At 35.2% G+C, this 24,838-nt stretch carries 24 protein-coding genes; 15 read left to right on the forward strand and 9 right to left on the reverse strand.

Annotated features, from left to right (window positions below):
• The first annotated feature begins 113 nt into the window (after positions 1-113).
• The 3 genes from cbiE to cobM are packed head-to-tail and all read left to right on the forward strand — an operon-like array spanning position 114 to position 2,453.
• Positions 114-1,319: a precorrin-6y C5,15-methyltransferase (decarboxylating) subunit CbiE gene (gene cbiE / locus D9V35_RS07670; protein ID WP_162988614.1), complete on the forward strand. Its 1,206-nt coding sequence runs from the start codon at positions 114-116 to the stop codon at positions 1,317-1,319.
• Positions 1,264-1,701: a cobalamin biosynthesis protein gene (locus D9V35_RS07675; protein ID WP_122124006.1), complete on the forward strand. Its 438-nt coding sequence runs from the start codon at positions 1,264-1,266 to the stop codon at positions 1,699-1,701. The genes cbiE and D9V35_RS07675 overlap by 56 nt, the downstream gene beginning before the upstream one ends.
• Positions 1,698-2,453, forward strand: coding sequence for a precorrin-4 C(11)-methyltransferase (gene cobM, locus D9V35_RS07680; protein WP_122124007.1), 756 nt, complete (start codon positions 1,698-1,700; stop codon positions 2,451-2,453). The genes D9V35_RS07675 and cobM overlap by 4 nt, the downstream gene beginning before the upstream one ends.
• A 557-nt stretch (positions 2,454-3,010) precedes the next feature.
• On the opposite strand, the gene D9V35_RS07685 is transcribed toward cobM, so the two are convergent.
• The gene (locus D9V35_RS07685) at positions 3,011-4,747 is read right to left on the reverse strand and encodes a glycosyltransferase family 2 protein (RefSeq protein ID WP_122124008.1); all 1,737 of its coding nucleotides are present in this window, start codon (positions 4,745-4,747) and stop codon (positions 3,011-3,013) included.
• A 144-nt stretch (positions 4,748-4,891) separates the two neighbouring features.
• Between D9V35_RS07685 and D9V35_RS07690 the strand changes: the two genes are divergently transcribed.
• From D9V35_RS07690 to D9V35_RS07710, 5 genes are all read left to right on the forward strand, one after another.
• Complete coding sequence (locus D9V35_RS07690) at positions 4,892-5,842, forward strand: hypothetical protein (protein ID WP_122124009.1); 951 nt, start codon at positions 4,892-4,894, stop codon at positions 5,840-5,842.
• Positions 5,843-6,031: 189 nt separating this feature from the next.
• Complete coding sequence (locus tag D9V35_RS07695; RefSeq protein WP_122124010.1) at positions 6,032-7,912, forward strand: discoidin domain-containing protein; 1,881 nt, start codon at positions 6,032-6,034, stop codon at positions 7,910-7,912.
• Between the two features lie 47 nt (positions 7,913-7,959).
• Positions 7,960-8,334 carry an HAD-IIIC family phosphatase gene (locus tag D9V35_RS07700; protein WP_122124011.1) on the forward strand — a complete coding sequence of 125 codons (375 nt, stop codon included), beginning with the start codon at positions 7,960-7,962 and terminating at the stop codon, positions 8,332-8,334.
• On the forward strand, positions 8,331-9,953 hold the full coding sequence (locus D9V35_RS07705) for a capsular biosynthesis protein (RefSeq protein ID WP_122124012.1): 1,623 nt from the start codon (positions 8,331-8,333) through the stop codon (positions 9,951-9,953). The genes D9V35_RS07700 and D9V35_RS07705 overlap by 4 nt, the downstream gene beginning before the upstream one ends.
• Positions 9,953-10,678, forward strand: coding sequence for a glycosyltransferase family 2 protein (locus D9V35_RS07710; RefSeq protein ID WP_122124013.1), 726 nt, complete (start codon positions 9,953-9,955; stop codon positions 10,676-10,678). Before D9V35_RS07705 ends, D9V35_RS07710 begins: the two co-directional genes overlap by 1 nt.
• Before the next feature lie 36 nt (positions 10,679-10,714).
• Here D9V35_RS07710 and D9V35_RS07715 read toward each other — a convergent pair whose 3' ends face one another.
• Positions 10,715-12,484 carry a glycosyltransferase family 2 protein gene (locus D9V35_RS07715; RefSeq protein ID WP_122124014.1) on the reverse strand — a complete coding sequence of 590 codons (1,770 nt, stop codon included), beginning with the start codon at positions 12,482-12,484 and terminating at the stop codon, positions 10,715-10,717.
• 126 nt (positions 12,485-12,610) lie between these two features.
• A complete protein-coding gene (locus D9V35_RS07720) occupies positions 12,611-13,687 on the reverse strand; it encodes a cobalt-precorrin-5B (C(1))-methyltransferase (RefSeq protein ID WP_122124015.1) in 1,077 nt (358 codons plus the stop codon).
• Positions 13,688-13,834: 147 nt separating this feature from the next.
• Between D9V35_RS07720 and D9V35_RS07725 the strand changes: the two genes are divergently transcribed.
• The 3 genes from D9V35_RS07725 to cobS are packed head-to-tail and all read left to right on the forward strand — an operon-like array spanning position 13,835 to position 16,940.
• On the forward strand, positions 13,835-15,154 hold the full coding sequence (locus D9V35_RS07725; RefSeq protein ID WP_122124016.1) for a cobyrinate a,c-diamide synthase: 1,320 nt from the start codon (positions 13,835-13,837) through the stop codon (positions 15,152-15,154).
• Positions 15,151-16,167 carry a nicotinate-nucleotide--dimethylbenzimidazole phosphoribosyltransferase gene (locus tag D9V35_RS07730; protein WP_122124017.1) on the forward strand — a complete coding sequence of 339 codons (1,017 nt, stop codon included), beginning with the start codon at positions 15,151-15,153 and terminating at the stop codon, positions 16,165-16,167. The genes D9V35_RS07725 and D9V35_RS07730 overlap by 4 nt, the downstream gene beginning before the upstream one ends.
• Complete coding sequence (gene cobS / locus D9V35_RS07735) at positions 16,164-16,940, forward strand: adenosylcobinamide-GDP ribazoletransferase (protein WP_122124018.1); 777 nt, start codon at positions 16,164-16,166, stop codon at positions 16,938-16,940. The genes D9V35_RS07730 and cobS overlap by 4 nt, the downstream gene beginning before the upstream one ends.
• Here cobS and D9V35_RS07740 read toward each other — a convergent pair.
• The 4 genes from D9V35_RS07740 to speD all read right to left on the reverse strand — a co-directional run bounded on the left by D9V35_RS07740 (position 16,908) and on the right by speD (position 19,244).
• A complete protein-coding gene (locus D9V35_RS07740) occupies positions 16,908-17,486 on the reverse strand; it encodes a histidine phosphatase family protein (protein ID WP_122124019.1) in 579 nt (192 codons plus the stop codon). The two genes, cobS and D9V35_RS07740, sit on opposite strands and share 33 nt — an antisense overlap.
• A gap of 22 nt (positions 17,487-17,508) precedes the next feature.
• On the reverse strand, positions 17,509-17,661 hold the full coding sequence (locus tag D9V35_RS09370; RefSeq protein WP_155565898.1) for a hypothetical protein: 153 nt from the start codon (positions 17,659-17,661) through the stop codon (positions 17,509-17,511).
• Between the two features lie 165 nt (positions 17,662-17,826).
• Complete coding sequence (gene speE, locus D9V35_RS07745) at positions 17,827-18,687, reverse strand: polyamine aminopropyltransferase (RefSeq protein WP_122124020.1); 861 nt, start codon at positions 18,685-18,687, stop codon at positions 17,827-17,829.
• Between the two features lie 92 nt (positions 18,688-18,779).
• On the reverse strand, positions 18,780-19,244 hold the full coding sequence (gene speD / locus D9V35_RS07750) for an adenosylmethionine decarboxylase (protein ID WP_110438541.1): 465 nt from the start codon (positions 19,242-19,244) through the stop codon (positions 18,780-18,782).
• 411 nt (positions 19,245-19,655) lie between these two features.
• Between speD and dksA the strand changes: the two genes are divergently transcribed.
• The gene (gene dksA / locus D9V35_RS07755) at positions 19,656-20,087 is read left to right on the forward strand and encodes an RNA polymerase-binding protein DksA (RefSeq protein ID WP_110438542.1); all 432 of its coding nucleotides are present in this window, start codon (positions 19,656-19,658) and stop codon (positions 20,085-20,087) included.
• A 46-nt stretch (positions 20,088-20,133) separates the two neighbouring features.
• On the opposite strand, the gene panC is transcribed toward dksA, so the two are convergent.
• Positions 20,134-20,955 (reverse strand): pantoate--beta-alanine ligase, encoded by an 822-nt coding sequence (gene panC / locus D9V35_RS07760; RefSeq protein ID WP_155565900.1) that lies wholly within the window; start codon positions 20,953-20,955, stop codon positions 20,134-20,136.
• A 243-nt stretch (positions 20,956-21,198) separates the two neighbouring features.
• Between panC and D9V35_RS07765 the strand changes: the two genes are divergently transcribed.
• Positions 21,199-22,095 (forward strand): DUF2272 domain-containing protein, encoded by an 897-nt coding sequence (locus D9V35_RS07765; RefSeq protein WP_122124021.1) that lies wholly within the window; start codon positions 21,199-21,201, stop codon positions 22,093-22,095.
• Between the two features lie 7 nt (positions 22,096-22,102).
• On the opposite strand, the gene D9V35_RS07770 is transcribed toward D9V35_RS07765, so the two are convergent.
• Positions 22,103-22,513, reverse strand: a complete 411-nt coding sequence (locus D9V35_RS07770) for a rhodanese-like domain-containing protein (RefSeq protein WP_122124022.1) — start codon at positions 22,511-22,513, stop codon at positions 22,103-22,105.
• 161 nt (positions 22,514-22,674) lie between these two features.
• Here D9V35_RS07770 and D9V35_RS07775 point away from each other — a divergent pair, with 161 nt between their 5' ends.
• Together D9V35_RS07775 and D9V35_RS07780 are read left to right on the forward strand one after the other, a co-directional pair.
• Entirely contained in the window at positions 22,675-23,400 is a 726-nt protein-coding gene (locus tag D9V35_RS07775; RefSeq protein WP_122124023.1) for a response regulator, read from the forward strand.
• Positions 23,387-24,775 carry an ATP-binding protein gene (locus D9V35_RS07780; RefSeq protein WP_122124024.1) on the forward strand — a complete coding sequence of 463 codons (1,389 nt, stop codon included), beginning with the start codon at positions 23,387-23,389 and terminating at the stop codon, positions 24,773-24,775. The genes D9V35_RS07775 and D9V35_RS07780 overlap by 14 nt, the downstream gene beginning before the upstream one ends.
• Positions 24,776-24,838 lie beyond the last annotated feature (63 nt).

The following is a 24,838-nucleotide window of genomic DNA, read 5'->3' on the forward strand; positions in this document are numbered from 1 at the left end:
ATACCTATAAAAATTTGTCATTACATAAATAGATTACATGATTTTTTCAATTACCCCAGCTATAATTCATTTCCGTTACCTGATAGAATTAATAAGTGATTTTTGTAAATAATATGACTTACCCTTTTCTTAGCATTATTGGTATTGGCGAAGATGGTATCAACTCCCTTTCCGATCAGGCTCGTAGATGTCTAAAAAACGCATCTTACGTTTTCGGTGGTAAGCGTCATTTGAGACTGGCAAACACCCTTATTCAAGGTCAAACAGAAATATGGTCGTCGCCCATTCAAGAATCCATAAACAAAATCAATAACCTTAAACCTGAATCAGTTGCAATTCTTGCGTCAGGTGACCCGTTCTGGTATGGGATTGGTCCTTTAGCCGTACAATCCTTGGCTATCAATGATTGGCAAAGTTTTCCTACCCTTTCATCCTATAGCCTTGCCTGCAACCGGTTAGGTTGGTCAGGACAAACCATTGAGACAATCTCCTTATGTGGTCGCTCATTGGAAACCTTGCGCCCAGCCTTAATACCAGGTCGTAGAACACTTATTTTATCCGAAAATGAATCAACACCTCATAACGTCAAGGCATATCTGGAAAAATGGCAAATCCCATATAAATTATTTTATATTCTTGAAGCACTTGGTGGACCGCGAGAACGGATACGTTCTTTTTTATTAAAAGAATCCCTGCCCGGAACAATTGACCCTTTAAACATGATTGCCCTTGAATTAGACCGGTTTGAAGGGCTTCCCTATTGCCATGGACGAAAAGATTCCTATTTTCGACATGATGGTCAATTAACAAAGCAATATATCCGCACGGTAACTTTATCAGCATTGCAACCTTTTCCTGGCGCTTTGTTATGGGATATTGGCACGGGATCCGGTTCCATTGCCATCGAATGGATGTTAACCCATCCCGGCTGTAAAGCCATTGCCATTGAATCACGTCATGATCGGGCTGTAAGAGCAAGGGAAAACGCATATAGTCTGGGTGTCCCATCCCTGAAAATCATTGAAGGCAAGGCCCCTGAAGCTTTAGATAAACTGCCACGTCCTGATGCCGTTTTTATCGGAGGTGGATTAACAGCACCTGATCTTTTAAAAACTGTATGGAGAAACCTTCATCCTTATGGACGGCTGGTTATTAATTCCGTAACGACCGAAAGCGATCAAATCCTTTTTCAGACTCAACAACAATTGGGCGGAACAATCAGCCGCCTTCAAATCCAGCATTATGAATCTTTAGGGAATTACCATGGTTTCAGACCCGACCGCACCATTACCCAATATTGCGTCACGCGCCTCCCCTGACACTTTATTAATTGGTCTAGGCAGTCAAAAAAAAACAAATGCCAAACATATATATTGTACACTGCAAGAAATTAAACGAAACTATCGGGCTTCTATTTATTTAATTGCTGCGCCTGCTTTTAAACAAAAAGATAGCACTTATCTAATCCTGCAACATCATTATAAACTACCCATTCAATTCATTGCATTGGACACGCTCAAAAATCTTCAGTCCCAATGTCAATCTTATTCAAACAGAATTTATGAACTAACCGGTTTTGGTGCTGTTTCAGAAGCCTGTCTTTTAGCCATTATGCACAAAAAAGATCATTTACTGATACGAAAGATGATTTATAAAGGAATTACCTTATCTTTAGCCTATAAAGGATCCTCAACACCATGACCGTCCATTTTATCGGGGCAGGCCCAGGGGCTGCTGACCTTATAACATTACGTGGGAAAAAGCTTTTGGAACAATGTCCAGTATGTCTTTACGCCGGATCTATTATTCCTAAAGATATTCTGAAATTTTGCTCTTTTGATACACAATTAATTGATTCGGCCCCACTAAATTTGGATCAGATTGAAGCTGAATTTGTAAAGGCAAATCAAGCGGGAAAAGATGTTGCCCGTTTACATTCAGGGGATCTCTCTGTTTATAGTGCTGTTGCCGAACAAATGCGCCGACTTGAAAAACACGCCATTCCCTATACACTTACACCCGGTGTACCCGCTTTTGCAGCCGCTGCTGCAATCATAAAAAAAGAATTGACTATTCCAACAATAGCACAATCCATTGTTTTAACACGCATTTCTGGACGTGCATCAGTAATGCCAGAAAAAGAAAAATTGGAAACCTATGCACAAACTGGCACTACACTGATTATTCATCTCGCCATTCATCGCATTGAAGAAATTGTTCAGCGTTTGGTTCCTTTTTATGGAGAAAATTGTCCAATCGTCATCGCTGCGCATGTAAGCTGGCCAAATGAAAAAATTATACAGGGAACATTAGCCACTATTTTAAAAAAAATAAACGCCAATCCAATCCAACGTACTGCGTTAATTATGGTTGGTCCTGCTATGGGTAGTAAAAACCATATGGAAAGTGCCCTATATAATGTTAACTATCAACGTCGTTTTAAAAATCAATAATATTTATTCTATTCAATAAATATTAAAACCTTTTTCGATCATTTTTCAGTCCTTTGATTTTTATCACGTGTAATTATAAAAAAACAATTCATTCAGAATGAAACCATTTTTTAAAACATATCACTTACCATTACCAACATTAATTCCAGTTATTGTGAACAGTAAATGCATTAAAAAAATTTTAACAAACCTATTTTCATACAAAAAGTAATTTGTGACAAGAAATTGCAAGATTTAACCCAGCAATCTGGATTCATATTACCCCTGAAATCGTATTCAGGAACTAAAAAAAATCATAATAATAAAATATTTAATATTATCTCAAACTAACAATATATTTCGTTGAATCACATTCCCATACAATACTTTACGAAAAATTGAGTTAAACACCTTCGATCCTAAAACACTTAATCAAAATGCATAACATAAAAAAGGCACGACTAATAACCTTAACACATGTCAAAATTATTTTAATTAATTATTAAGAATTAGGTAAAACAAATATATAAAATTTATCTTTACCTATTCTTGAAATTAACTTGATATAAAATTTAGTTCTAAATTTTTACCTTTCTTTTCAATAAAGTATTCCAATATTCTTTAGTGGTTGTTTTTTTTCTAAATTGCAGCATTTGTTCCCTAAACTTACTTTGTTGCAAAAAGATACATAAATAATTTTTAATAAAAAACATAATATAAAAAATTAAATGTTTTCTCTCAAAAAAATGTTTCTCACCACATTGTTTATGAAAATCATATACAATTACTTCACGTTTTCTTATAAAATCAGAAGGTCTACGATTAAATCCTTTTTGTGAAACACCTTGTTCAGAAGGTGAAAGAATAAAATTCAATAAAAATAACAAAATCTTTTTTCTTAACCTGATATGCGTATATTGATTTTCATAATAAACAAACCCTTCTACACTACTTTTCTTTTTAACAGAATTATAAACATTGACAATTCTTTGATGATTTTCATATGGATTTGCTTCATATCTACCTGAAATAAAATCCTCAACAGCCATCATATTCATTTTTAAGGCTACATAATTCCAAGTCGTAATATTTCTAATGAATTTATTACGAAAAAAACGCATGCCAAATTCGATTAAATTTTGAGGCGTAGAAAATGAAAAAATCAATACATTGCGCAGGAGATAGTAATCTTCCATAATTTCAGAGTATTTTTTGTAAAAAGGCTCATGCCAAACACAAATTCCAGGCAATGACAATATTTTAGCATTACAACGTCGAGAAAATTCGATATCATCACCACGGATAAAAATTGGCAACGGCATTCCATAATCTTTTAAATGCTGGGTTGAAAATGCACAAAACCACCAACCAGCAACACCATTGACCAATCCACAAGTCGCGTTTTGTAAAATTTCCCCATACAAACGCAGGTCTTGACAATGACCCTGATGATGCATGCCATAATTGTCAATGATTGTATTTCTTTCATATTGCAACCATTTTTCATCTAAAGAAAACATGGAGCCAGAAAGAAAAATATTCTTATATTTACTGGCTATAAAACTATAAAAAGCATAAGTTCTAAATACGGACTCAAAATTTAACTCGATATCATCATCCATGAATATAATATGAGTACAGCCCATCTCAGAGGCCATTAATGCAGCTCTTGTAAAACCGCCCGCCCCACCATAATTATCGCTATTTTCCAAATGAATTATATCATTATTTTTTATATTTATTTTTTTTCCATTATTAGAAATAAAAATCAAACTATTTATTTGTGAACTAACAATACCTTCATGAATTTTCTTAACATTTTTTGTTATATAATTTTCTCTATTATATGTACAAAAACAACATCCTAATTTTACATCCTGTGTCGGTTCATCTTTGGTATAAAAAAATATTTTTTTTAAAACAACAACATCTTCACATGAAGCCAATCGACAATAAACAGCATCATATTTTGACCAGTTTTCAATTGTTAAATTCACTTCATTAGTAAAATAATGCGATAGTAAGTTAACTTCATAAGAATGTGCCAATTCTTGTTTAATCCCATATACTTCTATCTTTGCTTTACCTTTTACAACCACCCCAACATTTAAATCTTTAATATTCGTATACTTAACATATTGTTTGGAAGGAAAGATATTATAATAAGTGTTAAAAGACACATGTGAAAAAGCATCAATATAAATATTACCATCCTGTATAACAACATCTTTTGGGCATCTGAAAAAAATTTCATTTTCTGCAACATATGGAGTTTCTACGCCCCAAGAAAAATTATGTAATATGTGCTTTTCCATTAAAATTGTTCCTTTCTTTTTAAATCATAATTATTTAAAAAAATATCAAAAATCAATTTACTTTCTTATAAGAATAATTTTAAGCTCAATATAAAAATTTATTGTTTTTATATTTTTAAACACATTATTAGGGTTAATATAGTAATGATTTATGTTTCTTTGCTCGTTCATGAAAATATTGATGTAATCATTAATCAAATTGATAATTTAAACAAATTTTATTCTAACTGCATCATAATCATACATATTTCCAAAATTTCAAAAATAACAACAAATAATTTAAATGAAAAAATAAAAAATTTAAAAATCAAAAATGTTATTATCAATAATAACCAAACTGACACATCATGGGGAAATGTAATAGCAGGGCATATTGCCAATATTGAGTATATTAAAAATATGAAAGAGAGAGGCATTATTGTATTTCATGCATCAAATGATATGCTTATTTCCAATAAAGTTGAAAATTACGTTTCTACCACAAAATCTGCCTATAATTTAAGATTGGTTTTACCCGGATCTTATTGGTGGCCTGCACATATGGTTTTACAGGATAAGATTTTCACTAACTTTGTTAACTCTTTTAATTCAGGCGCTATCTTTGCATCACAAATAGAAGGATCCTTTTATGAAACAGATGTTTTATTCGAAATTATAACCCTTATTAACAAACACGATTTGCTGGATACTAACTATCATTACACTAAAGAAGAAATATTTTTTTCAACGCTAGCTCATTGCATAGGATATCAACCCAATGGATTACCCTATATTTTTTCAGAAGTTCATGATTTTGATAGGATACTATGGAGTAAATTTACAAAAATAGACAATAACAAATTTCTTAATCCATTCATTAAGAATAAATTAAAAAAAATCTTAAATAATAAACTGTTTAAAAAAGGTGATTACAAAATTAATATTAAAACGGTTCTATCTCTCCTAAATAAAGATACAGATTTCCTTCAAAAAAAAGAATACCTTAATGATGGCAATTATATTTGGCAAATTTATGATAAAAACCATTTATATGGGGTTAAAAGAATTAATAGAAATATTTGTGATCCTGTCAGGAAGTTTATTTCTAATTTGTAATTAGATTACAATCTATCATTAAATCAACAGTGAATTTGTTTATGATCAATTAATTATTTTTTTTGATATAACTTTTATTTAATATCAATTAAGGTTAATGTATCGAAATATAAATCTTCATATATGTTCAAAATATTAAATTTTCATAAGATTTCTACATCAGTTTAACAATTAAAGACATTAAAAATAATGATGCAAAAAATATGGTTTCCTTCTAAAGTTTTTGACTTAGGAAAAGAAAATACAATTGATACACTTCATATCAATAACTTTAATAACAATGATATCAGTATTCCTTTATTTTCAATATTCTTATCTAACAATAACCAGGATTGGGTATGTTATTATACACAACCCAGTCATCATTGGGATAATCCAACCGAATTTGATATTCATTTAAGTAAAAAGGTTCAAGCACAGTATATTAAATTTCAATTAAATTCTAAAGGCAATTTAGATAAATTGGAAATAACACTGGACAATAACCACATCGACAATAATGAAGAAATAATAAATATCTCCTCTTTTATAGAAAAAACAAAAAAAGAGGCAGCTAATAGCAGGGTAGTTATTAGTACATTATTCAATGAATCTGATGATTATTTAATGTTATATATTAATAACTTTCTTTTTTTTACACCAGAAAATGTTATTTTAATATTAAATTTTCCACATAATAGACCCATTCCTAAGGCTGCTTTAACAATTAGTGACCGTATTATCATCATTAATGGAGGGTTTAAAAGACACAAATGGGGAAATACTCTATTATTAGGACATCTTGAAACGTTGGATTACGCAAAAAATAATCTTGTTTTTGACTACTTTTGTACAATGGCTTCAAATAGTCTTTTTGTAAGGCACCTTACAATATCCTCCATACTAAATCAATTGAATCAAAAAGCTTTAACTCCAATTGCCTCACAAAGATCTTACGATTATGATGTTGATCTTGACGCTGAAATCACTACTAATCATGGAACTTGGATGTGGCATCACTATAAATCTCTTCCCCAATTAAAAGAACATATCATTAATGAAATCGGACTTACCCGTATTTCAGCAACCCAAATCGAGGGATTATTTGCTCATAAAAAGGATTGGTTTTTAATTCTTGAAAAAGTTGAAGAGATAAAAAACTTGGCACCTTTTTTATCCTCTCATTTTTTCGTTGCACTTGAAGAAGTCATTCCTATTTCCATTTTCAACCAGTTCGGCTCTGGATATTATACTCATATCTGTTTTATGTTATGGACAAAACCTAACTATTTAATAGAAATCAAGGAAATTTTATCTATAGGATCACAATTACCAGATCATATTTCATCCATTAAATGGTTTCCGAGAGATTGTTATGCATCAACAACCTTGGCTGTTTGTACATCATGGGGAAGACAATTAATTGGACTAGAAAAAAAAGAAAGATTGCCTAACAAATTACAAGCTTCAATCATCCTTAATGATTTTTTGCAAGCCATTAAATCCAGAATACAGACATTGCCACTGACTGAAAAATGGAAACTGGATAAAAAAAATTCAGCTTTAGATTTTCACTGGAATTATAATAATTATCCAGTGGAACGACAAAGATTTTATTTAGATATAGGTCAGTCCTTCACAGATTCAGAAGATCCAGAAACAGGTCCTGCACACTTATTTTTTGAAAATACAAATCACCTTGTTGATTTATCCCTTTTTCTCATCGAGAAAAAAAATACCTGTAATATTTTACGCTATTTTTGTCTCTCCTTTGATGCCCAGAAAAAAACTTTGGTTTCTAATATTTCCGAATTGGAGGGATATTTGTATTTATCATCACAGCAAAAGAATAAATCAATAAAAATCTCAATCGATAAAAATAAGATGAATAACTATCATCATTATCAAAAATTATTTGAACGTTTTGTAGAACATACAAATATTGAAGGGCCTCATAATTATTTTGTAAGAAATTGGGATTTAAAGGAAGAAAATGAAAATAAAATAGATTACTATTTTCTTAATTGCCAATGTATTGGTACCCCAATTATTTCAAACAATTTAATTGAAGTTGAAATGTCAATTTTTTAACATTTATATATAATTTTATACATATTAATAATGAATTGAATATTTATATGAAACGTTTGGTTTTCGACCTTGATGATACCTTAACTATTAATACTTCGGGTGTTTCTTATGCTGACAAACTCCCGAACCTACCAGTTATTCAAAAATTAAGGGAATACAAGAAACAAGGATTTGAAATTATTATTCAAACAGCCAGAAATATGTATACTTATAACGGTGATATTGGAAAGATTAATGCCAATACTTTACCAATTATCATTGAATGGTTAAAAAAACATGAAATTCCATATGATGAAATTTATGTAGGAAAACCATGGTGTGGAAAAGAGGGATTTTATATTGATGATCGTGCCATACGACCGTCTGAATTCATTTCAATGTCTTTTGATGAAATTACAAAATTAATTGAAACAAAAAAATGACTTCATCTTGCGTAAATATTATCACTTCTGCCGCATATGTGAATCAAGAACTGGCAGCCGAATTTGGTTTAATTCCCCCTTCCTTTCTACCTTTGGGAACGGGAAGATTATTTGAAATACAGGTTAAAAATTTTAGAAAAAACTTAATTGAAAATTCACCAATCTACCTGACTTTGCCTGATAGCTTTATTGTTACTCCCTATGATAAACATACTTTAAAAGAAAAAGGTGTAGTAATCGTTTCTGTCCCGGATGACATGTCTTTAGGAAATTCCCTAGTATATACGATTAATGTCATCAATGCATACAATTCGAACATACGTATTTTACACGGTGATACAATTCTTGATGATATTCCTCAAGAAATGGATATTATTGCAAGTTATCCTGATGGTGACGATTATTCTTGGGCAGTTATCAATCAAGCTGATGATAAATATATTAAAAATCTTGAAACTATCAAATCAACCAAAGATGAAAATAATTACCGTCCAGTAGCTTGTGGCTATTTTTCTTTCTCAAAGGGGAATGAACTGATCAAGTCCTTATGTCAAGCACGTGGAAATTTTATTGAGGGAATAAACTTATATAACAAACATCAGCCCTTAAAAATAAACGCTATTAAAAACTGGTATGACTTTGGACATATTCAGACTTATTTTCAATCAAGACGTTTGGTTACAACTGCAAGGGCCTTTAATTCACTCCAAATTACCTCAAATACCGTTAAAAAAATTTCTTCTGATTCTTTTAAGATGCTTGCTGAAGCAGAGTGGTTGGAATCAACTCCACCAAATCTAAAACCCTTCACCGCTCGTCTTTTCGAATACGGACAAGATAATGACAAAACATTCTATTCCACTGAATATCAATACACACCAACGCTAGCTGAATTATTCGTATTTTCAGATATTGGAAAAGCTACATGGAACAAAATTCTGGCCTCTTGTACTGATTTCCTGAATTTATGCGCAAAACAAAAAGGTAAAAAAAAACGGGACGATTACACTGCACATTTAGTAGGTAACAAAACCTTTGAACGTTTGAAACTCTTTTCAAATCAAACAGGTTTTAATATCATGCATGACCTCGTTTTCAATGGTAATAAATATCCATCATTATTAACTATTGCAAATAATTTGTCAGATTTTATTACAAAAAATCCTGAAGAATTATGTACAATCATGCATGGCGATTTTTGTTTCAGTAACATTTTATATAATTCACGCAATCGTCGTATTACAGTGATTGATCCAAGAGGATATGTATTTCCCCATATAAAGGAAAATTATGGTGATTTACGTTATGATATGGCCAAGCTATCCCATTCAATTAACGGGTTATATGACTTTATCATAACAGGACGCTATAATCTTATTAACAATAATCAATATGATTTCGAACTAACATTTGATTTATCATCTTCCCATAAATGGCTACAGACATATTTTAATAAAATAAATATTGCAAATATTACGGTTTCAAGCAAAGAAATCCAGGCTATGACCATAGCATTATTTTTATCGATGTTACCTTTACATGCTGATCGCCCTGATCGACAAAAAGCATTTATTGCAAATGCCTTACGTTTATATTCGATATTTGAAAGAAAAGATTAATGATAGTTATTCCAATGGCGGGACTGTCCAGCCGTTTTTCAAAAGCTGGATATACACAACCTAAATACATGTTGCCTTTAAATGGAAAAACAGTTTTTACCCATTCAGTTGAAAGTTTCAAAGCATATTTCCAAGATACTCCATTTCTGTTCATTGCCCGTTCAATTATGAATACGGAAAATTTTATACAAACTGAAATTGACAAGCTTGGTATCAAAAAAGCAAATATAGTCATTCTAGATCATCCTACCGCTGGACAGGCAGAAACTGTAGAATATGGAATTCACAAAGCCGGACTTGAAAATAACATGGCACTGACAATATTCAATATTGATACCTTTAGAAAGGATTTTCATTTTCCCCAACAAGAATGGTTTAAACATTCTGACGGATATCTAGAAGTATTTAAGGGTAATGGTGAAAATTGGTCTTACGTGGAACCAGATTCTGAAAGTCAAGAGCCTATTGCGCTAAGAACCGCAGAAAAAAAACCAATATCCGATTTATGTTGTAACGGTCTTTATCACTTCAAGAAATCTGGAGATTTCCTATATGCTCTTCAACAAGAAAGAAAAACGCCTTCTACATCCGAATTATATATAGCGCCCTTATATAATTATTTAATTCAAAATAATAAAAAAATTCACTATAAACTTGTTAATAAAGATTGCATAACATTCTGTGGGGTTCCCGCGGAATATGAAGCTTTATGCAAAAACTCTTAGCTTTGATATAAAACTGGATTATGTCCAGTTAACCAATCATCTCTTGAATTGATAAACCTTTCTCCAAAATTTTTCTGTCATGATTTTTGGAACCACTTGTCTATATTCTCTTTTTAATTTTTTGAATCTGGCAGCAAATTGAATTATCAATTTCAAACCTAAAAACAATTCGGAAAAAAATTTTTTTTTATTATATATCGCTACATAACCTTTATTATATTCACTTGAATAATATAATATATTCCTCTCTAGAAATATTTCATATGGGAAATGTTTTATTTCCTTTTTACTCAGAATAAGTCTGTCTCTAATAAAAAAATCAGGAAGAAAAAAACCATTGAAGGTCATAATAATAATGATTTTTTTCAATATGGGAAAACGAACTTGTCTGATACTTGGTTTTAGTTGATCTATATCAACATCATCCATTTTCTCTGCCGACAATACATTCGAAATGACAGGATATATATCCGTTAAGGATAAATAGCGTGTCCAGAATTCTGGACCTCGCATAACATGTTGCAAAGCAATGCTAGTAGCTCGGGCAGAAGCATAACGATAGGTTAAAATGGAAATAAATATCCAACGTATATAACGCCAGACATAAATCCATAAAGAACAATCTGAATATATCAAAGCCAAAGCAAAATTGGCCCTTACGCTTAAATATCGGGGTAAGGGGCCATCCTTGTAACGGAAATCCTCTCCAAAAACACATATGCCATTCATAGTAATGATATTGAAATGATTCATTAATCCGAAAAGCATATCATCTCCCTTAACAAAAAAAGGAAATGGAAAATAATTTACATCTTCAATCTTAAAGGCAAAATGCCACCAGGCACCATATTCAATTTTCTTTTTATCTAAATCAGTCGCTATAATAGTTTCAAATTTCGATATATCAAGACCACAATATAGCTGTATCAAGCTTAAGGGCTTATACTGGGCACCCTTCTCATGAATGATTGTCGATTCTTTTTCATATAACATGGTTCCAGCTATTGCCAATCGCTCCACGACTGAATATTGCAATAATCTGAAAGTCTTGATTATAGATTCAATTTCACAACTGGCATCATCATCCATAAAAAGACAATGTGTATAATGATGATCTTTCAAATACAGTAATCCGCGTGTAAATCCCCCGGATCCTCCATAATTGAGATTAGAAATAACAATCGCCTCCCCTGCCTCTTCTGAAGAAACATCTCGAGAATTATCTACAATAATAAGATCAATGTTGTTTTTAAAAGATTCATTGGATAAAAGCTGCGTTTCTATCCGCCGAATGGCAGGGATCAGATACTTTTTACGATTATAGTGCGTAATAACTATTCCTAATTTTACATAGTTAAAAGGATCTGTTTTGGTGCAAAAAGAACCACCCTGTATGAAACATTCGCCCTTTGTATCTATTGTAAAATGAAGAATGCCTTGTTTTTTCAATAAAAATGAGCAATCAATGCAAAAACAATCTTGATCTTTATTTAAATAAACTTGTTTTTCAATAACACGCTTTGATGAAGAAGGCTGGTAATTTTTGTCTGTCAGCCAGAACCTCAATACAAATTCACCTTTTCCCTGTAATTGAAAATGAAGATCTTTAAGTTGGCAATATTTACGCCATGTATTTAAGGAAAAATAATTGAAATATGTTCCAAAAGAAATTCTGCTATTTTTTTCAAGAATAATTCCATCATTTTCCGATAACGGTTGTATACCGCCTTTTTGAATATCAAAATATAATTTTTCTGAAATATCTGATAAATGATTATTAAAAAGCAGATTTTGAAGAACATGCATATAATACCAGACCCGCTTTCATTTAATGATTGATCTAAACACTTACCTTATTTTAGCAATATTTTCTAATAAAATATGATAATCTAATAATTAATCAGAAATCCAATATTTGATATTATTAATACATTATGCAAACGCCCTCCCAAGACAATTACCCTTACGATCAACCATCAGAATTTCGATTTTAAAAATCACGGGATCAAGTGTTTCTTTTACAACTGCCTGTGCCTTTTCTGCAATAAAATCCGCCAGGGGCAACCGTTTTACATGACAGTTCCTGAAAACCTCCAGGGCAGTATTAGCCAGCCTGACTTTCTCAACAAAACTATCCTCCGCCCCCAATTCCGCAACCCATTCTGCCAATTGTGCAAAATCTACCTGTGAACGGCCAGAATGAAGATCCAGATGACCTTGTGCCAATTTTGTAAATTTGGCAACGCCTCCTGCCAAGGTTAGCCATTGAACTGGATGTGTTTTTAGATATTTCAGAACTCCCCCGACAAAATCACCCATTTCAATAAAGGCTGATTCGGGCAATGTATAGATTTTTTTGGCCGTTTCTTCAGATACATTCCCGACAGAGGCAATCAGATGCGTCAAATTTGCAGCCCGTGCCACATCTATCCCGCGATGAATGCTCGCGATCCATGCTGCGCAAGAAAACGGTACAACAATGCCTGTTGTTCCTAAAATCGATAATCCACCCATAATACCCAATTTTGGATTCATCGTTTTTTTTGCAAGCTCCTCTCCATTAACAACGCTTATTTCCACCTCTACATCGGGGGAAAAAGATACCTCGTTCAATGCATACCGGATCATTTGACGAGGTACTGGATTGATTGCAGGCTGACCAACAGATAATTGTAATCCGGGTTTAGTAATTGTCCCCACACCTTTTCCTGCCTTGAAAACAATTCCACGATCAATGGATAAGATTGTTATTCTTACATGGATTTCCGCTCCGTGGGTAACATCAGGATCATCCCCCGCATCTTTGATAACCGAGGCAATGGCACAGTGCCGATCCAGAATTTTGTGGTTAAAAATCCTAAATGAAACTCTTTTCCCCTGTGGAAGAGTAATTGTAACACGATCCGAAAAAAAACCACGTTTTAAAGCCAAATAAGCCGCTTTTGCAGCTGCTGTCGCACAAGCCCCCGTTGTCCAACCATATTTTAATTTTTTGACATGTTCCAATATTCCTCCTTTTCACGAAATAGTAATTTTTTTAATTTAATTCTAAATCAGGGAAAATTGATCTATGATTGCTATTCTTCAAATGGCTTGTATTTTACAGGTTATTTCAATCATCAATAAACTTTTTTTTATTCAAGTTCAAATATTTATATGAACAATCAACCGCATTCTATCAAAGCGTTTATGATCGCCGCTCCCAAATCGGCAAGTGGAAAAACAACCATCACCCTAGGATTATTAACTGCTTTACGCCGTAAAAACATACATGTTCGTGCGGCAAAATCAGGACCAGATTATATCGATCCCGCCTTTCACGCCATCGCGACGCAAAACACATCCTTTAATTTAGATAGCTGGGCCATGCCTTTTCCTTTACTTGACCATTTATTTAATGCCTCAACAAAAAGCGCAGAATTATTCATCATTGAATCCTCGATGGGGTTTTTGGACGGCATCGAAAATGAAGAGGGCAAAAGAGGATGTGGAGCTGATCTGGCAATACGCTACAACATTCCAATCTTATTGGTTCTGGATATTACTGGTCAGGCGCAATCGGCCGCTGCTATTGCCTATGGTTTCGCCAATATAAACCCGAAATTCAAGATTCTCGGTGTAATTTTAAATAATGTGGCATCCACCCGTCATTATCAAAATACCAAAGCTGCCTTTGACCGGATTAATATTCCGATATTGGGCAGTGTTCCCCGTAATTCAAAACTTCATTTACCGACAAGGCATCTGGGATTAATTCAAGCCGAAGAACATGAGGATCTGGATAATCATCTTGATTTTCTGGCTGATTTTATTGAAGAAAATATAGATCTGGATAAATTATTGTCATATATTCCTCAGCTTTCCATCCCATCAGATAATTCAGTTATTGCCCTACCACCCCTTGGTCAAAGAATAGCAATCGCAAGAGATCTCGCTTTCAGTTTCATTTATCCCCATATTCTTGATGGATGGCATCGGCAGGGAGCATCCATCCATTTTTTTTCTCCACTGCAAGATGAGGCACCATCAGAAAAATGTGATAGTTGCTGGCTACCAGGAGGATATCCAGAGCTATATGCTGAAAAAATTGCCAATGCCAATCAGTTTTTACAGGGTTTACAAAACTTTGCCCAAACTAAAACTGTGCATGGTGAATGCGGGGGATATATGGTTATGGGGAAAAGCCTCATTGACAAAAACGGGCAAGCACATAGAATGAGTGGGCTGCTCAGCCATAGCTGCAGTTATGCAAAACCTAAAATTCATTTAGGATATCGTATAGCGAGGTTACCTAACCAAAACGGGGATCTTACAATATATGGCCATGAATTTCATTACGCAACCCTTTCAGATCCAGGATCTGACCAGCCATATGCCTTACTGAGCGATGGAACAGACAATTATCTTGGTCCTGAAGGTGGAAGACGTAATAAAGTTACAGGCTGTTTTTTCCATAGTATTGCATTAAAATCATGAAACACTTTAAGTCTATTACCGAATTAAGAAAATTGTGCCTTGTACTGCCCGAAAAGGATAAAAAAGCTGAACAGGCCACTTTTACCCGCCAGAATAACCTTTTAAAACCTCCTGGCAGTTTAGGAGAGCTTGAAAATCTGGTTGCATGGCTAGCATCCTGGCAAAAAAAAGAAATGCCCAGCCTCGATAAGGTATGTATCATGATTTTTGCTGGAAACCATGGCATTACCGACGAAAGTGTCACACCCTATAATGCTGTCGTTACGGAATTGATGGTCACCCAGATCGAACAGGGACATGCAGCAATTAACCAGCTGGCAAAAACTGCGGGAGCAGAACTGCGTATTATCCCTCTAAATCATTTTGAGAAAACCAAAAACTTCTGTCATGAAGCGGCCATGTCAGAACATGATTTCCTTAAGGCGGTCGAGACGGGATATAATGCCGTAACACCCAATATCAATCTGCTTTGTTTAGGGGAAGTTGGAATTGGCAATACAACAATAGCTGCCGCTTTGAGTGCCGCCCTGTTTGGTGGAAATGGCGCCCAATGGGTCAGCAAAGGCACAAGTCAATCGCCTGAATATATCCAGAACAAACAACGTGTTGTTGATAAGGCTCTAGCCAAACATCAGGATATTCTCGATGACCCACTTGAAATTTGCCGACACTTTGGTGGATATGAAGAAGCGGCTTTGTTGGGGGCCACTTTGGCTGCTCGTTATCTCAATATTCCGGTATTATTAGATGGTTTTGTTTGCACCAGCGCTGTTGCTGCATTGCAAAAGCTAAACCCGTCAGGTCTTGATCATGCAAAAATCAGCCATCTTTCTGCAGAAAAAGGGCATTTGTTATTGGCCGGAAACCTGAACCAATATCCTTTGATAGCCTTTAATATGCGATTGGGAGAAGGCAGCGGATGCGCAATAACCATTCCAATTCTTCAAGGTGCCCTAGCCTGTTATAAAGGTATGTCCACCTATGATGAGGCCGGATTACCTTCTCCTAAATGATTTTTCTTTTCGTAAGGAAAGTCATAACTGATTTTTTCAGTAGTCTTTCCTTTTTTTCACGATTGCCAATTCATTATATTTATAATGATTTTCATTTCTTTTCATTTGCCAGATCCATATGGATTTGGCCATTTATTTCCGCTTTTATCGGTGGACTTGAAGGATGTTTTATTTATACCCTTTCTTTCACCACTCTATCTTCGTCAATTATCGCCTTTTCAGCATTAGGATTTCATCTATTGCTAACCGGCTGTTTACACGAGGATGGATTGGCAGATTGTGCAGATGGATTTGGTGGCGGACATAGTATTGATCAAAAATTGACCATTATGAAAGATAGCCGTTTAGGCACATACGGGGTTCTAACATTATTAATTGTACTCGGAATACAAATCACCTCCGTGATTTCTTTAATGACACTTCATCAGAAAATTATTCCGCTTTTAACAGCCATTGCGGTTTTATCCAGATCATCCATGTTGATCCCCGTTTTTATCCTTTCCCCTGTTCAATCAAAAAGTATGGCCAGTCAGCTTGATCATATTCCATTTATTCCCAGTTTCATTCATTTCACCGTAACGATAAGCATATGTCTCTATCTCTTAAACTGGAAATTTACAATCTTGTATCTTTTGGTTTCCTTTATAACCGGTTTTTTATCCAGCTTGATTATCAACAACCATATTAAAGGATATAACGGGGATTGCCTGGGCGCTGTTCAGGTATTATCCACAACCGCTTTACTCGTTACAAGCAATTTGTTGTTTATCTAAAGCATGTTTTGAAAAGGTAAATAATTCAATTCGACCAAAATCTGGTAATGGACCTAACAGTTCAATTGATTTTTCTAACACAATCTGCCTTAAAAGCCGTAAAGGGCCACCATGTGAGACAATCAAAATATTTTGACCCTTTTTTTTAATTTCATGCCAAATTTCAATAACCCTAGCAAGAAGTAATCGACCTGTTTCCCCTTCCGGAATCTGCCAATCCCAAGGATTTTCTGCCCAGGCATCAATGAATTCCTTGGGGATTTCATCCCATTTTTTTCCTTCCCATAAACCGAAATTCAATTCAATCAAGCGCCTATCTTCCTGATATGGAATCTGATATTGCAATGCAATGGCACGGGCCAACTTGAGACAACGTGACAAAGGGGAAGTATAAATCTGATCAATTGCAAACCCTTCTGGAATCGAAACATATTGTTCCCATCCATTTCGTAAAGGTATATCTGAATGCCCGTAACACATGCCAGCAGGAATCTGAACAGGTGGATGACGCATTAAACCAATCTGGAAATGATCATTTATGCTCATAATAATGAATCAACCTGTCCTTTCATTCATCAAAATCATTAAGATCCTGTTGAAAATTTTTTTTCTGTTCTTCTCTGCTCCAACGCCCCAATATCACATCCCATAACGCACAGATTATGGAATACATTACCAGTAAAACAATACAGGTTGATAAGAAAATAATTGCTGCCGCCATATTCTTTTCCTTTCTTACCAACCTGCCATCAGAAAATTTAATAAAAAAATTAATGTATTCTATTCTTTAAACTATAATCCAGATTGTCATAAAATCCGACCGTTTGTAAACTATACGTTTTTTTTTACATGAAATAGAATTCTTAATTTTCAAACCACATTGTTATTATGGTAAATTTTCCTTAATATATGGCGGGAGACAAAAAGATGCCATATGAACATCTGGAGACCAGTACCGTGTCAATCCTTCAAGTTTTGCCACCTTTGCTCGTTGCTTAATTATATCAACTGTTTGATTGGTTTGATTTTCTTTTTTTCCTGCAATCCCTAGCGTCATAAATCCACCCACATAGGTTGGAACCGCAGCGACATAAGCCGATACATATGAAAAGAATTTTTTACGACGCAAACTGGTTTCCCGCAATTCCTCGGCTTGCATAAACGGAACACCACATTGATTCACAATCAGGCCGTCTCCAGTTAAAATTCTGGCTGCATTTCGATAAAAATCATCCGTAAATAAAACTTCCCCAACACCAATTGGATCAGTGCTATCCACAATTATAACATCAAAACTTTCCTTTGGCGCATCGGCAACATACTGGATACCATCCCCAATAATCACTTCTGCACGTGGATCATTCCAGCAATCTTTTGAAATTTCAGGCAGAAATTCCTTGGACAGAGCGATAACATCCCCATCAATCTCCACCATAACCGCCTTTTCAACTGTTTGATGCTGTAAAACCCGACGTAAAACCCCACCATCTCCAGCACCAATAATCAGAACACGCTTTGCATTGCCATGTGTCAACAAGGGAACATGAACAAGCATTTCCTGATATACAAATTCATCTTTTTCAGTAATCTGGGTCACGCCATCCAGGAATAAAACCTTGCCATATTCTTCATTTTCAATAATGCGTATATCCTGAAATAAAGATTTTTTATGCACGATTTCCCTATCAGCACGGAAGCTCTGTTTCCAGGCCGGATACAACGTTTCATCAACCCATTTAAAAGACATTAAATTCTGCTTTCACCTTTATTGAATGACAAAAAAAACTGGACAATATTCTTTTGTCCAGTGTTTGTTACTACTATAGAAATATCGTTTTTCTATAAATTTTCTTTCCCACGCCTCTGTTCGTCCAGTACAATTCTTTCAGGTTTAAAGAAATGTTGTAAAACAGGAATGGCAAGATACGGATCACAAGAACCACACATGAAAATGTCCAGAGCAGCAAAATTCCGTTCTGGCCAGGTATGAATGGAAATATGGCTTTCCGCCAAAACAACAACACCAGAAACCCCACCATTCGGTGAAAAATGATGAAAATGACTGTGTAATATCGTGGCCCCAGCTACAACAGCAGCTTCACACAAGATGCGATCAATCTCTTCTGGATTATCCAGATTGGTTGCATCCCACAAATCAACAAGAAGATGCGTTCCTGCAAAACGCATACCATCTTTAACAATAAAATAATCTTTACGATCTTCCATATTTTCTGAAAAATCAATTGAAACCTGGTTATTTCTCGGAGTTTCCGAGACCATCCCCAGTTGAGCAAGTCCGTTCATCACGTACCCCTAAACCAGTAGACGGCCTGTTGGGCAATATGCCCCCTTGGGCCAAAGAATAAAGTGAAACTAGAACATACATAAACTTCAATCAGAAACGAACCCTGTTCTAGTAATCAAACAGAATTTGTCCTAATCAATAATATATCATATATTCCGCGAAATAACGACCACCGTTATATTTAGGTTAGTATATGACCCCTTCACTGACGAATCTCAAGTTTTTTTTTATATTTTTTCAAAAAAATATTTTTTTTACATTTTTAGACTCAAAATCTTGTTTTTATTAATTTACCCACTATTTTTTAAAATTTATTTTTTTTACTTGGCGAAATAGTTACTCGCTATTATAAAGCTCTAATAAAAGTAATTTAGGCTACTTTATTATTCCATATCTATAGCAGGTGCATAATGAATACGTTACCGCTTGATAAAAACTATCGCCCTTCTGAAGATGAGGAATTCATGAATCCTCGTCAGCTTGCATATTTTAAAAAGAAATTGGAAGATTGGCGGGATTCTCTTTTGCAAAATTCAACTGAGGCCCTTAATCATCTCTCAGAAGATAAAAATGTTGATATTGATCTCAATGACCGGGCCAGTTCTGAAACAGACCGCGCAATTGAGCTGCGTACTCATGACCGGGCCAGAAAACTGCTTGCAAAAATCAATAACGCACTTCAGAAAATTGAAGATGGTTCTTATGGCTATTGTGAGGTAACAGGAGAACCCATCAGTTTGAAGCGGCTAGAGGCCCGCCCCATCGCCACTCTTTCCATTGAAGCTCAAGAACAACATGAGAGAAAGGAGCGCGTTTATCGAGATGACCAACCAATTGACTAAACCATGACTTATTTTCCATTTCAATTAAATAAATGGAAAATAAATTTCATATATTATCCAATAATCGTACACTTCCCAGTTTTACCGCTGCAATAAGACGTGCATTATCATTCCACTTGGTTATTTTCTGTAGAGAATTTCCATCAACCGCACAAAAATAATCCACTTTAAACTCTTTTTTTTCCAATGCCTCTATTGCGTTTGATAAAATAAGTGAAATATTACCTCCACTTTTTAACTTTAGATAAGCCTCTTGTAATATTTTATACAAAAACGGTGCTCGCGAACGCTCTTCACTCGTAAGAAAACGATTCCTGGATGATTTTGCAAGACCATCTTTTTCACGCACGATTGGCACATTCACCAAAGTAACAGGTAAAAGCAAATCCTTTACCATTCTGTGAATCACCTGAATTTGTTGCCAATCCTTTTCCCCAAAGCAGGCAAATTTAGGTCTGACTAAAGAAAACAATCGATAAACAACGGTTGCAACGCCTGAAAAATGACCTTTACGCAATGCACCTTCCCATTGTAAAGCTGGTCCACCTATCTCAATACGCGTGTCAAAACCTTTTGGATAGATATCCTCGACTTTTGGAAACCACACTATATCGACCTGATTTTGTTCAAGCAAATGAACATCCTCTTTTTCAAGTTTAGGATATCGAAGAAAATCCTCTTTCTGATCAAATTGTAAAGGATTGACAAAAACACTTACAATGCAATGTTTGGCTATTTTCTTGGCTTTCTTTACCAAAGCAAGATGACCTTCGTGTAAAGCTCCCATCGTTGGAACAAAGGATACATCAATCATGTCTAAATGTCCTCTCTCCCTTAAAAACTCATTCAAATCATGGGTAATAATCATATCTTCCCCTATTTCCCTAGTATATTTATGTAATATGCTTTTTAATAATAATTTTTAAAATTCATGAAAGTTTAATTAGGATACCAACGATTCCTTTCCTTATCGTAAAATGAAGATGTTTTAAAGCCACAGTTTGTTTTGAATAACATTATTTACGAAATAAAAATCATTTCAAAAAGACTAATTATCAGAGATAATATATTTATTTCTTAATCTTTTTAACATTCAAGATGATTTATTAAAATGATCCGTAAAATTATCTCGGTTTTCTTCCTTACGTTTCTTGTCGCCTGTGGTGGACCACCAAATAACCCCCGTATAACACCAACTCAACAAACAACATCATCGCAAAAACCGGTCGGATATTATTATAATGACCGTGTTCCAGATTTTGCAGTTAGAAATTATGAACCTTTTTCCCGCCAGGAAGTAGTAGCGTTAACCTTACGCGAATGGCGCGTATTTAACCAACCCATTGCCGATGAAGATCCCCTTCAGCGTCCTGAACCAACAAGTCCGGATGTAAAGGCTGAACGTTCATCTGGTTTATGGCAACGGGTGGGTGAATATTGGTGGATCGGTATGGATCCCGGCATGAAAGAAGGAAGTTATACTGGAAAACATAATAGTAATGGAACCGTTTTCAACTTTATCAACGATGGAAATTATGCCTGGTCCGCGGCTTTTATCTCTTATATCATGAGAATTGCAGGTGCAAATGACCGTTTCCCCTATTCACCCAATCATTCAACCTATATTAATGCAGCCGCTTCTGGAACATCTCCTGTCTTAAGGGGGCATGATCCAGCCACTTATGCACCAAAACTGGGTGACATGATTTGTACCGCCAGAGGTAAAAGCCGAAACACTATCCGTTTTAATACACTTCCCACAACATACGGATTTCCTGCACATTGCGCTATTGTCGTTATGACAAATCAGAACATGCAACCTTTTGGCAAGGAAATCAGCATTATTGGCGGCAACGTAAATGATTCCGTTGCATTGACCCATGTACCTGTTGACACTCAGGGCATGATATCCAATGCAAATGGTGAAAGCTATGACTATCGTTATCCCTGGTGTATTGTCATTGAAATCGTATATGATGCAGAGGCAAGCCCTCCTACAAATATGTGAAAATTATTTAAGATTTTTTCGTGAAAGGTAAATTATCTGCTAGCCAACCAGCAATTGTCCCCCTTACTCCATGGACATTTGCTGGCCCTTCAAACCCTTCTTTTATATTGTAAACACTTTTATAGCCTTCATCCTTTGCCAAGATTGCAGCGATTCGACTTCGTCCTCCCATAAGACATAAGAATAATAAAGGCCGATCTAATTGCGTTACGGTTTTTTTCAACTCCCGTATAAAATTCACATTTCTATTTCCCATCCTGTCTTGTAGGCTAATCTTGATAACTTCCTTACCTAGAGATGATAACTCTGGATAGCCGACCTGTTCCCACTCCTCCGGCGTTCTGACATCAATTAACAGAGCCTGCCCATCCTTTTTTAACAAATCCCAAGCTTCTTTAGGCATTATTTCTGGTATCATGATAATCTATCCTTTACTTTAATTTAATTGATTTTCACTATAAAATGGTTTCCAAAAGAAAAAACATCATTACTCAAAGTTTTGTTAATAAATAATATTTGCCTTTAATCACGTTAATCTATATCTGACCAGATTTTAACTTTTCTTGTTTTTGATATCTTATGGAACAAACTATACATCTTTTAATAATTGATGATGATCACGAAATTGTAGATCTGCTCTCTCAATTCTTGCAAAAACATCATTTCAAGGTTTCCTATGCATATAATGGGGAGCAAGTGCGCCAAGTTTGGAAAAACAATCATTTTGACCTTGTGATTCTCGACCTTATGCTACCTCAGGAAAGTGGTTTCGAGATAGCCCATTGGTTAAGAAAAAAAGCTGATATTCCTATCATTATGTTAACCGCTATGGGAGACGAAGCAGATCGGATTATCGGACTAGAACTAGGTGCCGACGATTATATGGCAAAACCTTTCAACCCAAGAGAATTACTGGCCCGTATCCATGCCGTTTTGCATCGTTCACAACGTAAACAATTCATTCACGACCCCTACATACAGAAAATCATCCAGTTTGGAGGCTGGAAGGTCAATTTACTTCACAGACAGCTACTGAATCCTCAAAATGTTGAGGTTTCCCTGACAAGCAAGGAATATGACCTGTTAATTGCTTTAATCGAACATGCCCCAGAAATTGTTACCCGGGAAACTTTATCCGAAATTCTATATGGGCATCAGCTTCCTTCCACCGATCGTACAATTGACGTTACATTAAGCCGATTGCGTCGAAAACTGCAAGATGACAGCCGCCAGCCAAAAATAATTAAAACCGTTCACCGAGGAGGCTATTTGTTGGCCCTACCCATTCACTATGTCACAACATAAACCAAGAAAGTGGCATTTATGGCCCTATTCTCTAGCAGCTCGTACAGCCTTGATCTTAATCATTGGGATGGGTTTGATCGAGGCATGTGGCTTGTTAATCAATACTTTGGATCGGCTAGATTTCAATCGCCTCACCCAAGAACAGGAAGCTGTAAATCGCGCAACAGCTATCTATCGTGATATTTCAGAAGTCGATAGCAAGGATCGGTCCGATGAGATTAATGATCTAGATCCAATACATGGATTTACCATTTTTCTTTCAAACGAACCCAATCTTAAAAATGTCAACCTCCCTTCCCCTAAATTGGAACAAACTGTTTCCCACCTTCTTACAACAATCTTGTTCCCACCCGAATTACGTCCAACCAAAATTATTGCCACCTCTGATCCAGAAAAACATAAAAATGCAATCGCATTTCAGTTACCAGATGATAAACAATGGTTAAACATCATATATGAATTAACCACACCAAACCCTTTCAAATCAGCAACGTTTCCGATCAGCTTTTTCATCATGGCAACAGCAACAAGCCTGCTTACTTTGTGGAGTGTTCGACGATTAATTGCCCCTGTCAGTACATTAGCCGCAGCAGCGGGAAGGCTGGGACAAGATGTCAATGCCACTCCACTTGTTGAATCTGGACCAGAAGAAGTTGCCCAAGCCGCACGGGCATTTAACGATATGGCACGGCGTATAAATCGTTTTGTAAATGATCGTACACAACTTCTTTTGGCAATTGGTCATGATCTGCGCACACCGATTACACGATTGAAATTAAGATCTGAATTTATCAATGATAAACATTTACAAAAAAAATTCATCTCAGATCTTGATGAACTTGAAAAAATGATTGATGCGACCCTGGCATTCGGACGTGACAATACGCATCATGAACCTGTTATCAATCTTGATTTAACAAGCCTGATTGAAACCCTTATCCATGAATTACAGGAAACCCATCCGGATAAAATTGATCAAATCCGTCTTCACCATCCCTTACCCAATTATACAATCAAGGCTCGTCCGATCAACCTAAAAAGAGCCCTACAAAACCTAATGAATAATGCGCTTAATTATGGAGGGAATGTTACTGTATCGCTAACCTCAAAACCTCCCTTCCCATCACTTTATAACCAGAAAGACAAACATATCTTCATATTGATCGAAGATGATGGACCCGGATTGAAACAGGAAAATCTTGAATATGTTTTTGAACCCTTTGTCCGTATGGAAACAAGCCGCAACCGTTCTACAGGAGGGACTGGACTGGGACTTTCAATCGCAAGAAATATTATTCGCGGACAAGGTGGAGATATTACTTTACATAATCGTATTCCTCATGGATTATGTGCAGTCGTTATGCTTATAGAATAACTTTCCCGAAACGAATTTCGTTACATTAACCTCAATCTATACAAATATAAAACCATTTATTTA

Origin of the sequence: Commensalibacter melissae, from assembly GCF_003691365.1 — a bacterium.
Classification (GTDB): Bacteria; Pseudomonadota; Alphaproteobacteria; order Acetobacterales; family Acetobacteraceae; genus Commensalibacter; species Commensalibacter melissae.

What these genes read in the sequence shown, in the direction of transcription:
- cbiE (WP_162988614.1), top strand. Translation starts at nt 114, where the DNA reads ATGACTTACCCTTTTCTTAGCATTATTGGTATTGGCGAAGATGGTATC.
- D9V35_RS07675 (WP_122124006.1), top strand. Translation starts at nt 1,264, where the DNA reads ATGGTTTCAGACCCGACCGCACCATTACCCAATATTGCGTCACGCGCC.
- cobM (WP_122124007.1), top strand. Translation starts at nt 1,698, where the DNA reads ATGACCGTCCATTTTATCGGGGCAGGCCCAGGGGCTGCTGACCTTATA.
- D9V35_RS07685 (WP_122124008.1), bottom strand. Translation starts at nt 4,747, where the DNA reads ATGGAAAAGCACATATTACATAATTTTTCTTGGGGCGTAGAAACTCCA.
- D9V35_RS07690 (WP_122124009.1), top strand. Translation starts at nt 4,892, where the DNA reads ATGATTTATGTTTCTTTGCTCGTTCATGAAAATATTGATGTAATCATT.
- D9V35_RS07695 (WP_122124010.1), top strand. Translation starts at nt 6,032, where the DNA reads ATGATGCAAAAAATATGGTTTCCTTCTAAAGTTTTTGACTTAGGAAAA.
- D9V35_RS07700 (WP_122124011.1), top strand. Translation starts at nt 7,960, where the DNA reads ATGAAACGTTTGGTTTTCGACCTTGATGATACCTTAACTATTAATACT.
- D9V35_RS07705 (WP_122124012.1), top strand. Translation starts at nt 8,331, where the DNA reads ATGACTTCATCTTGCGTAAATATTATCACTTCTGCCGCATATGTGAAT.
- D9V35_RS07710 (WP_122124013.1), top strand. Translation starts at nt 9,953, where the DNA reads ATGATAGTTATTCCAATGGCGGGACTGTCCAGCCGTTTTTCAAAAGCT.
- D9V35_RS07715 (WP_122124014.1), bottom strand. Translation starts at nt 12,484, where the DNA reads ATGCATGTTCTTCAAAATCTGCTTTTTAATAATCATTTATCAGATATT.
- D9V35_RS07725 (WP_122124016.1), top strand. Translation starts at nt 13,835, where the DNA reads ATGAACAATCAACCGCATTCTATCAAAGCGTTTATGATCGCCGCTCCC.
- D9V35_RS07730 (WP_122124017.1), top strand. Translation starts at nt 15,151, where the DNA reads ATGAAACACTTTAAGTCTATTACCGAATTAAGAAAATTGTGCCTTGTA.
- cobS (WP_122124018.1), top strand. Translation starts at nt 16,164, where the DNA reads ATGATTTTTCTTTTCGTAAGGAAAGTCATAACTGATTTTTTCAGTAGT.
- D9V35_RS07740 (WP_122124019.1), bottom strand. Translation starts at nt 17,486, where the DNA reads ATGAGCATAAATGATCATTTCCAGATTGGTTTAATGCGTCATCCACCT.
- D9V35_RS09370 (WP_155565898.1), bottom strand. Translation starts at nt 17,661, where the DNA reads ATGGCGGCAGCAATTATTTTCTTATCAACCTGTATTGTTTTACTGGTA.
- speE (WP_122124020.1), bottom strand. Translation starts at nt 18,687, where the DNA reads ATGTCTTTTAAATGGGTTGATGAAACGTTGTATCCGGCCTGGAAACAG.
- speD (WP_110438541.1), bottom strand. Translation starts at nt 19,244, where the DNA reads ATGAACGGACTTGCTCAACTGGGGATGGTCTCGGAAACTCCGAGAAAT.
- dksA (WP_110438542.1), top strand. Translation starts at nt 19,656, where the DNA reads ATGAATACGTTACCGCTTGATAAAAACTATCGCCCTTCTGAAGATGAG.
- panC (WP_155565900.1), bottom strand. Translation starts at nt 20,955, where the DNA reads ATGATTATTACCCATGATTTGAATGAGTTTTTAAGGGAGAGAGGACAT.
- D9V35_RS07765 (WP_122124021.1), top strand. Translation starts at nt 21,199, where the DNA reads ATGATCCGTAAAATTATCTCGGTTTTCTTCCTTACGTTTCTTGTCGCC.
- D9V35_RS07770 (WP_122124022.1), bottom strand. Translation starts at nt 22,513, where the DNA reads ATGATACCAGAAATAATGCCTAAAGAAGCTTGGGATTTGTTAAAAAAG.
- D9V35_RS07775 (WP_122124023.1), top strand. Translation starts at nt 22,675, where the DNA reads ATGGAACAAACTATACATCTTTTAATAATTGATGATGATCACGAAATT.
- D9V35_RS07780 (WP_122124024.1), top strand. Translation starts at nt 23,387, where the DNA reads ATGTCACAACATAAACCAAGAAAGTGGCATTTATGGCCCTATTCTCTA.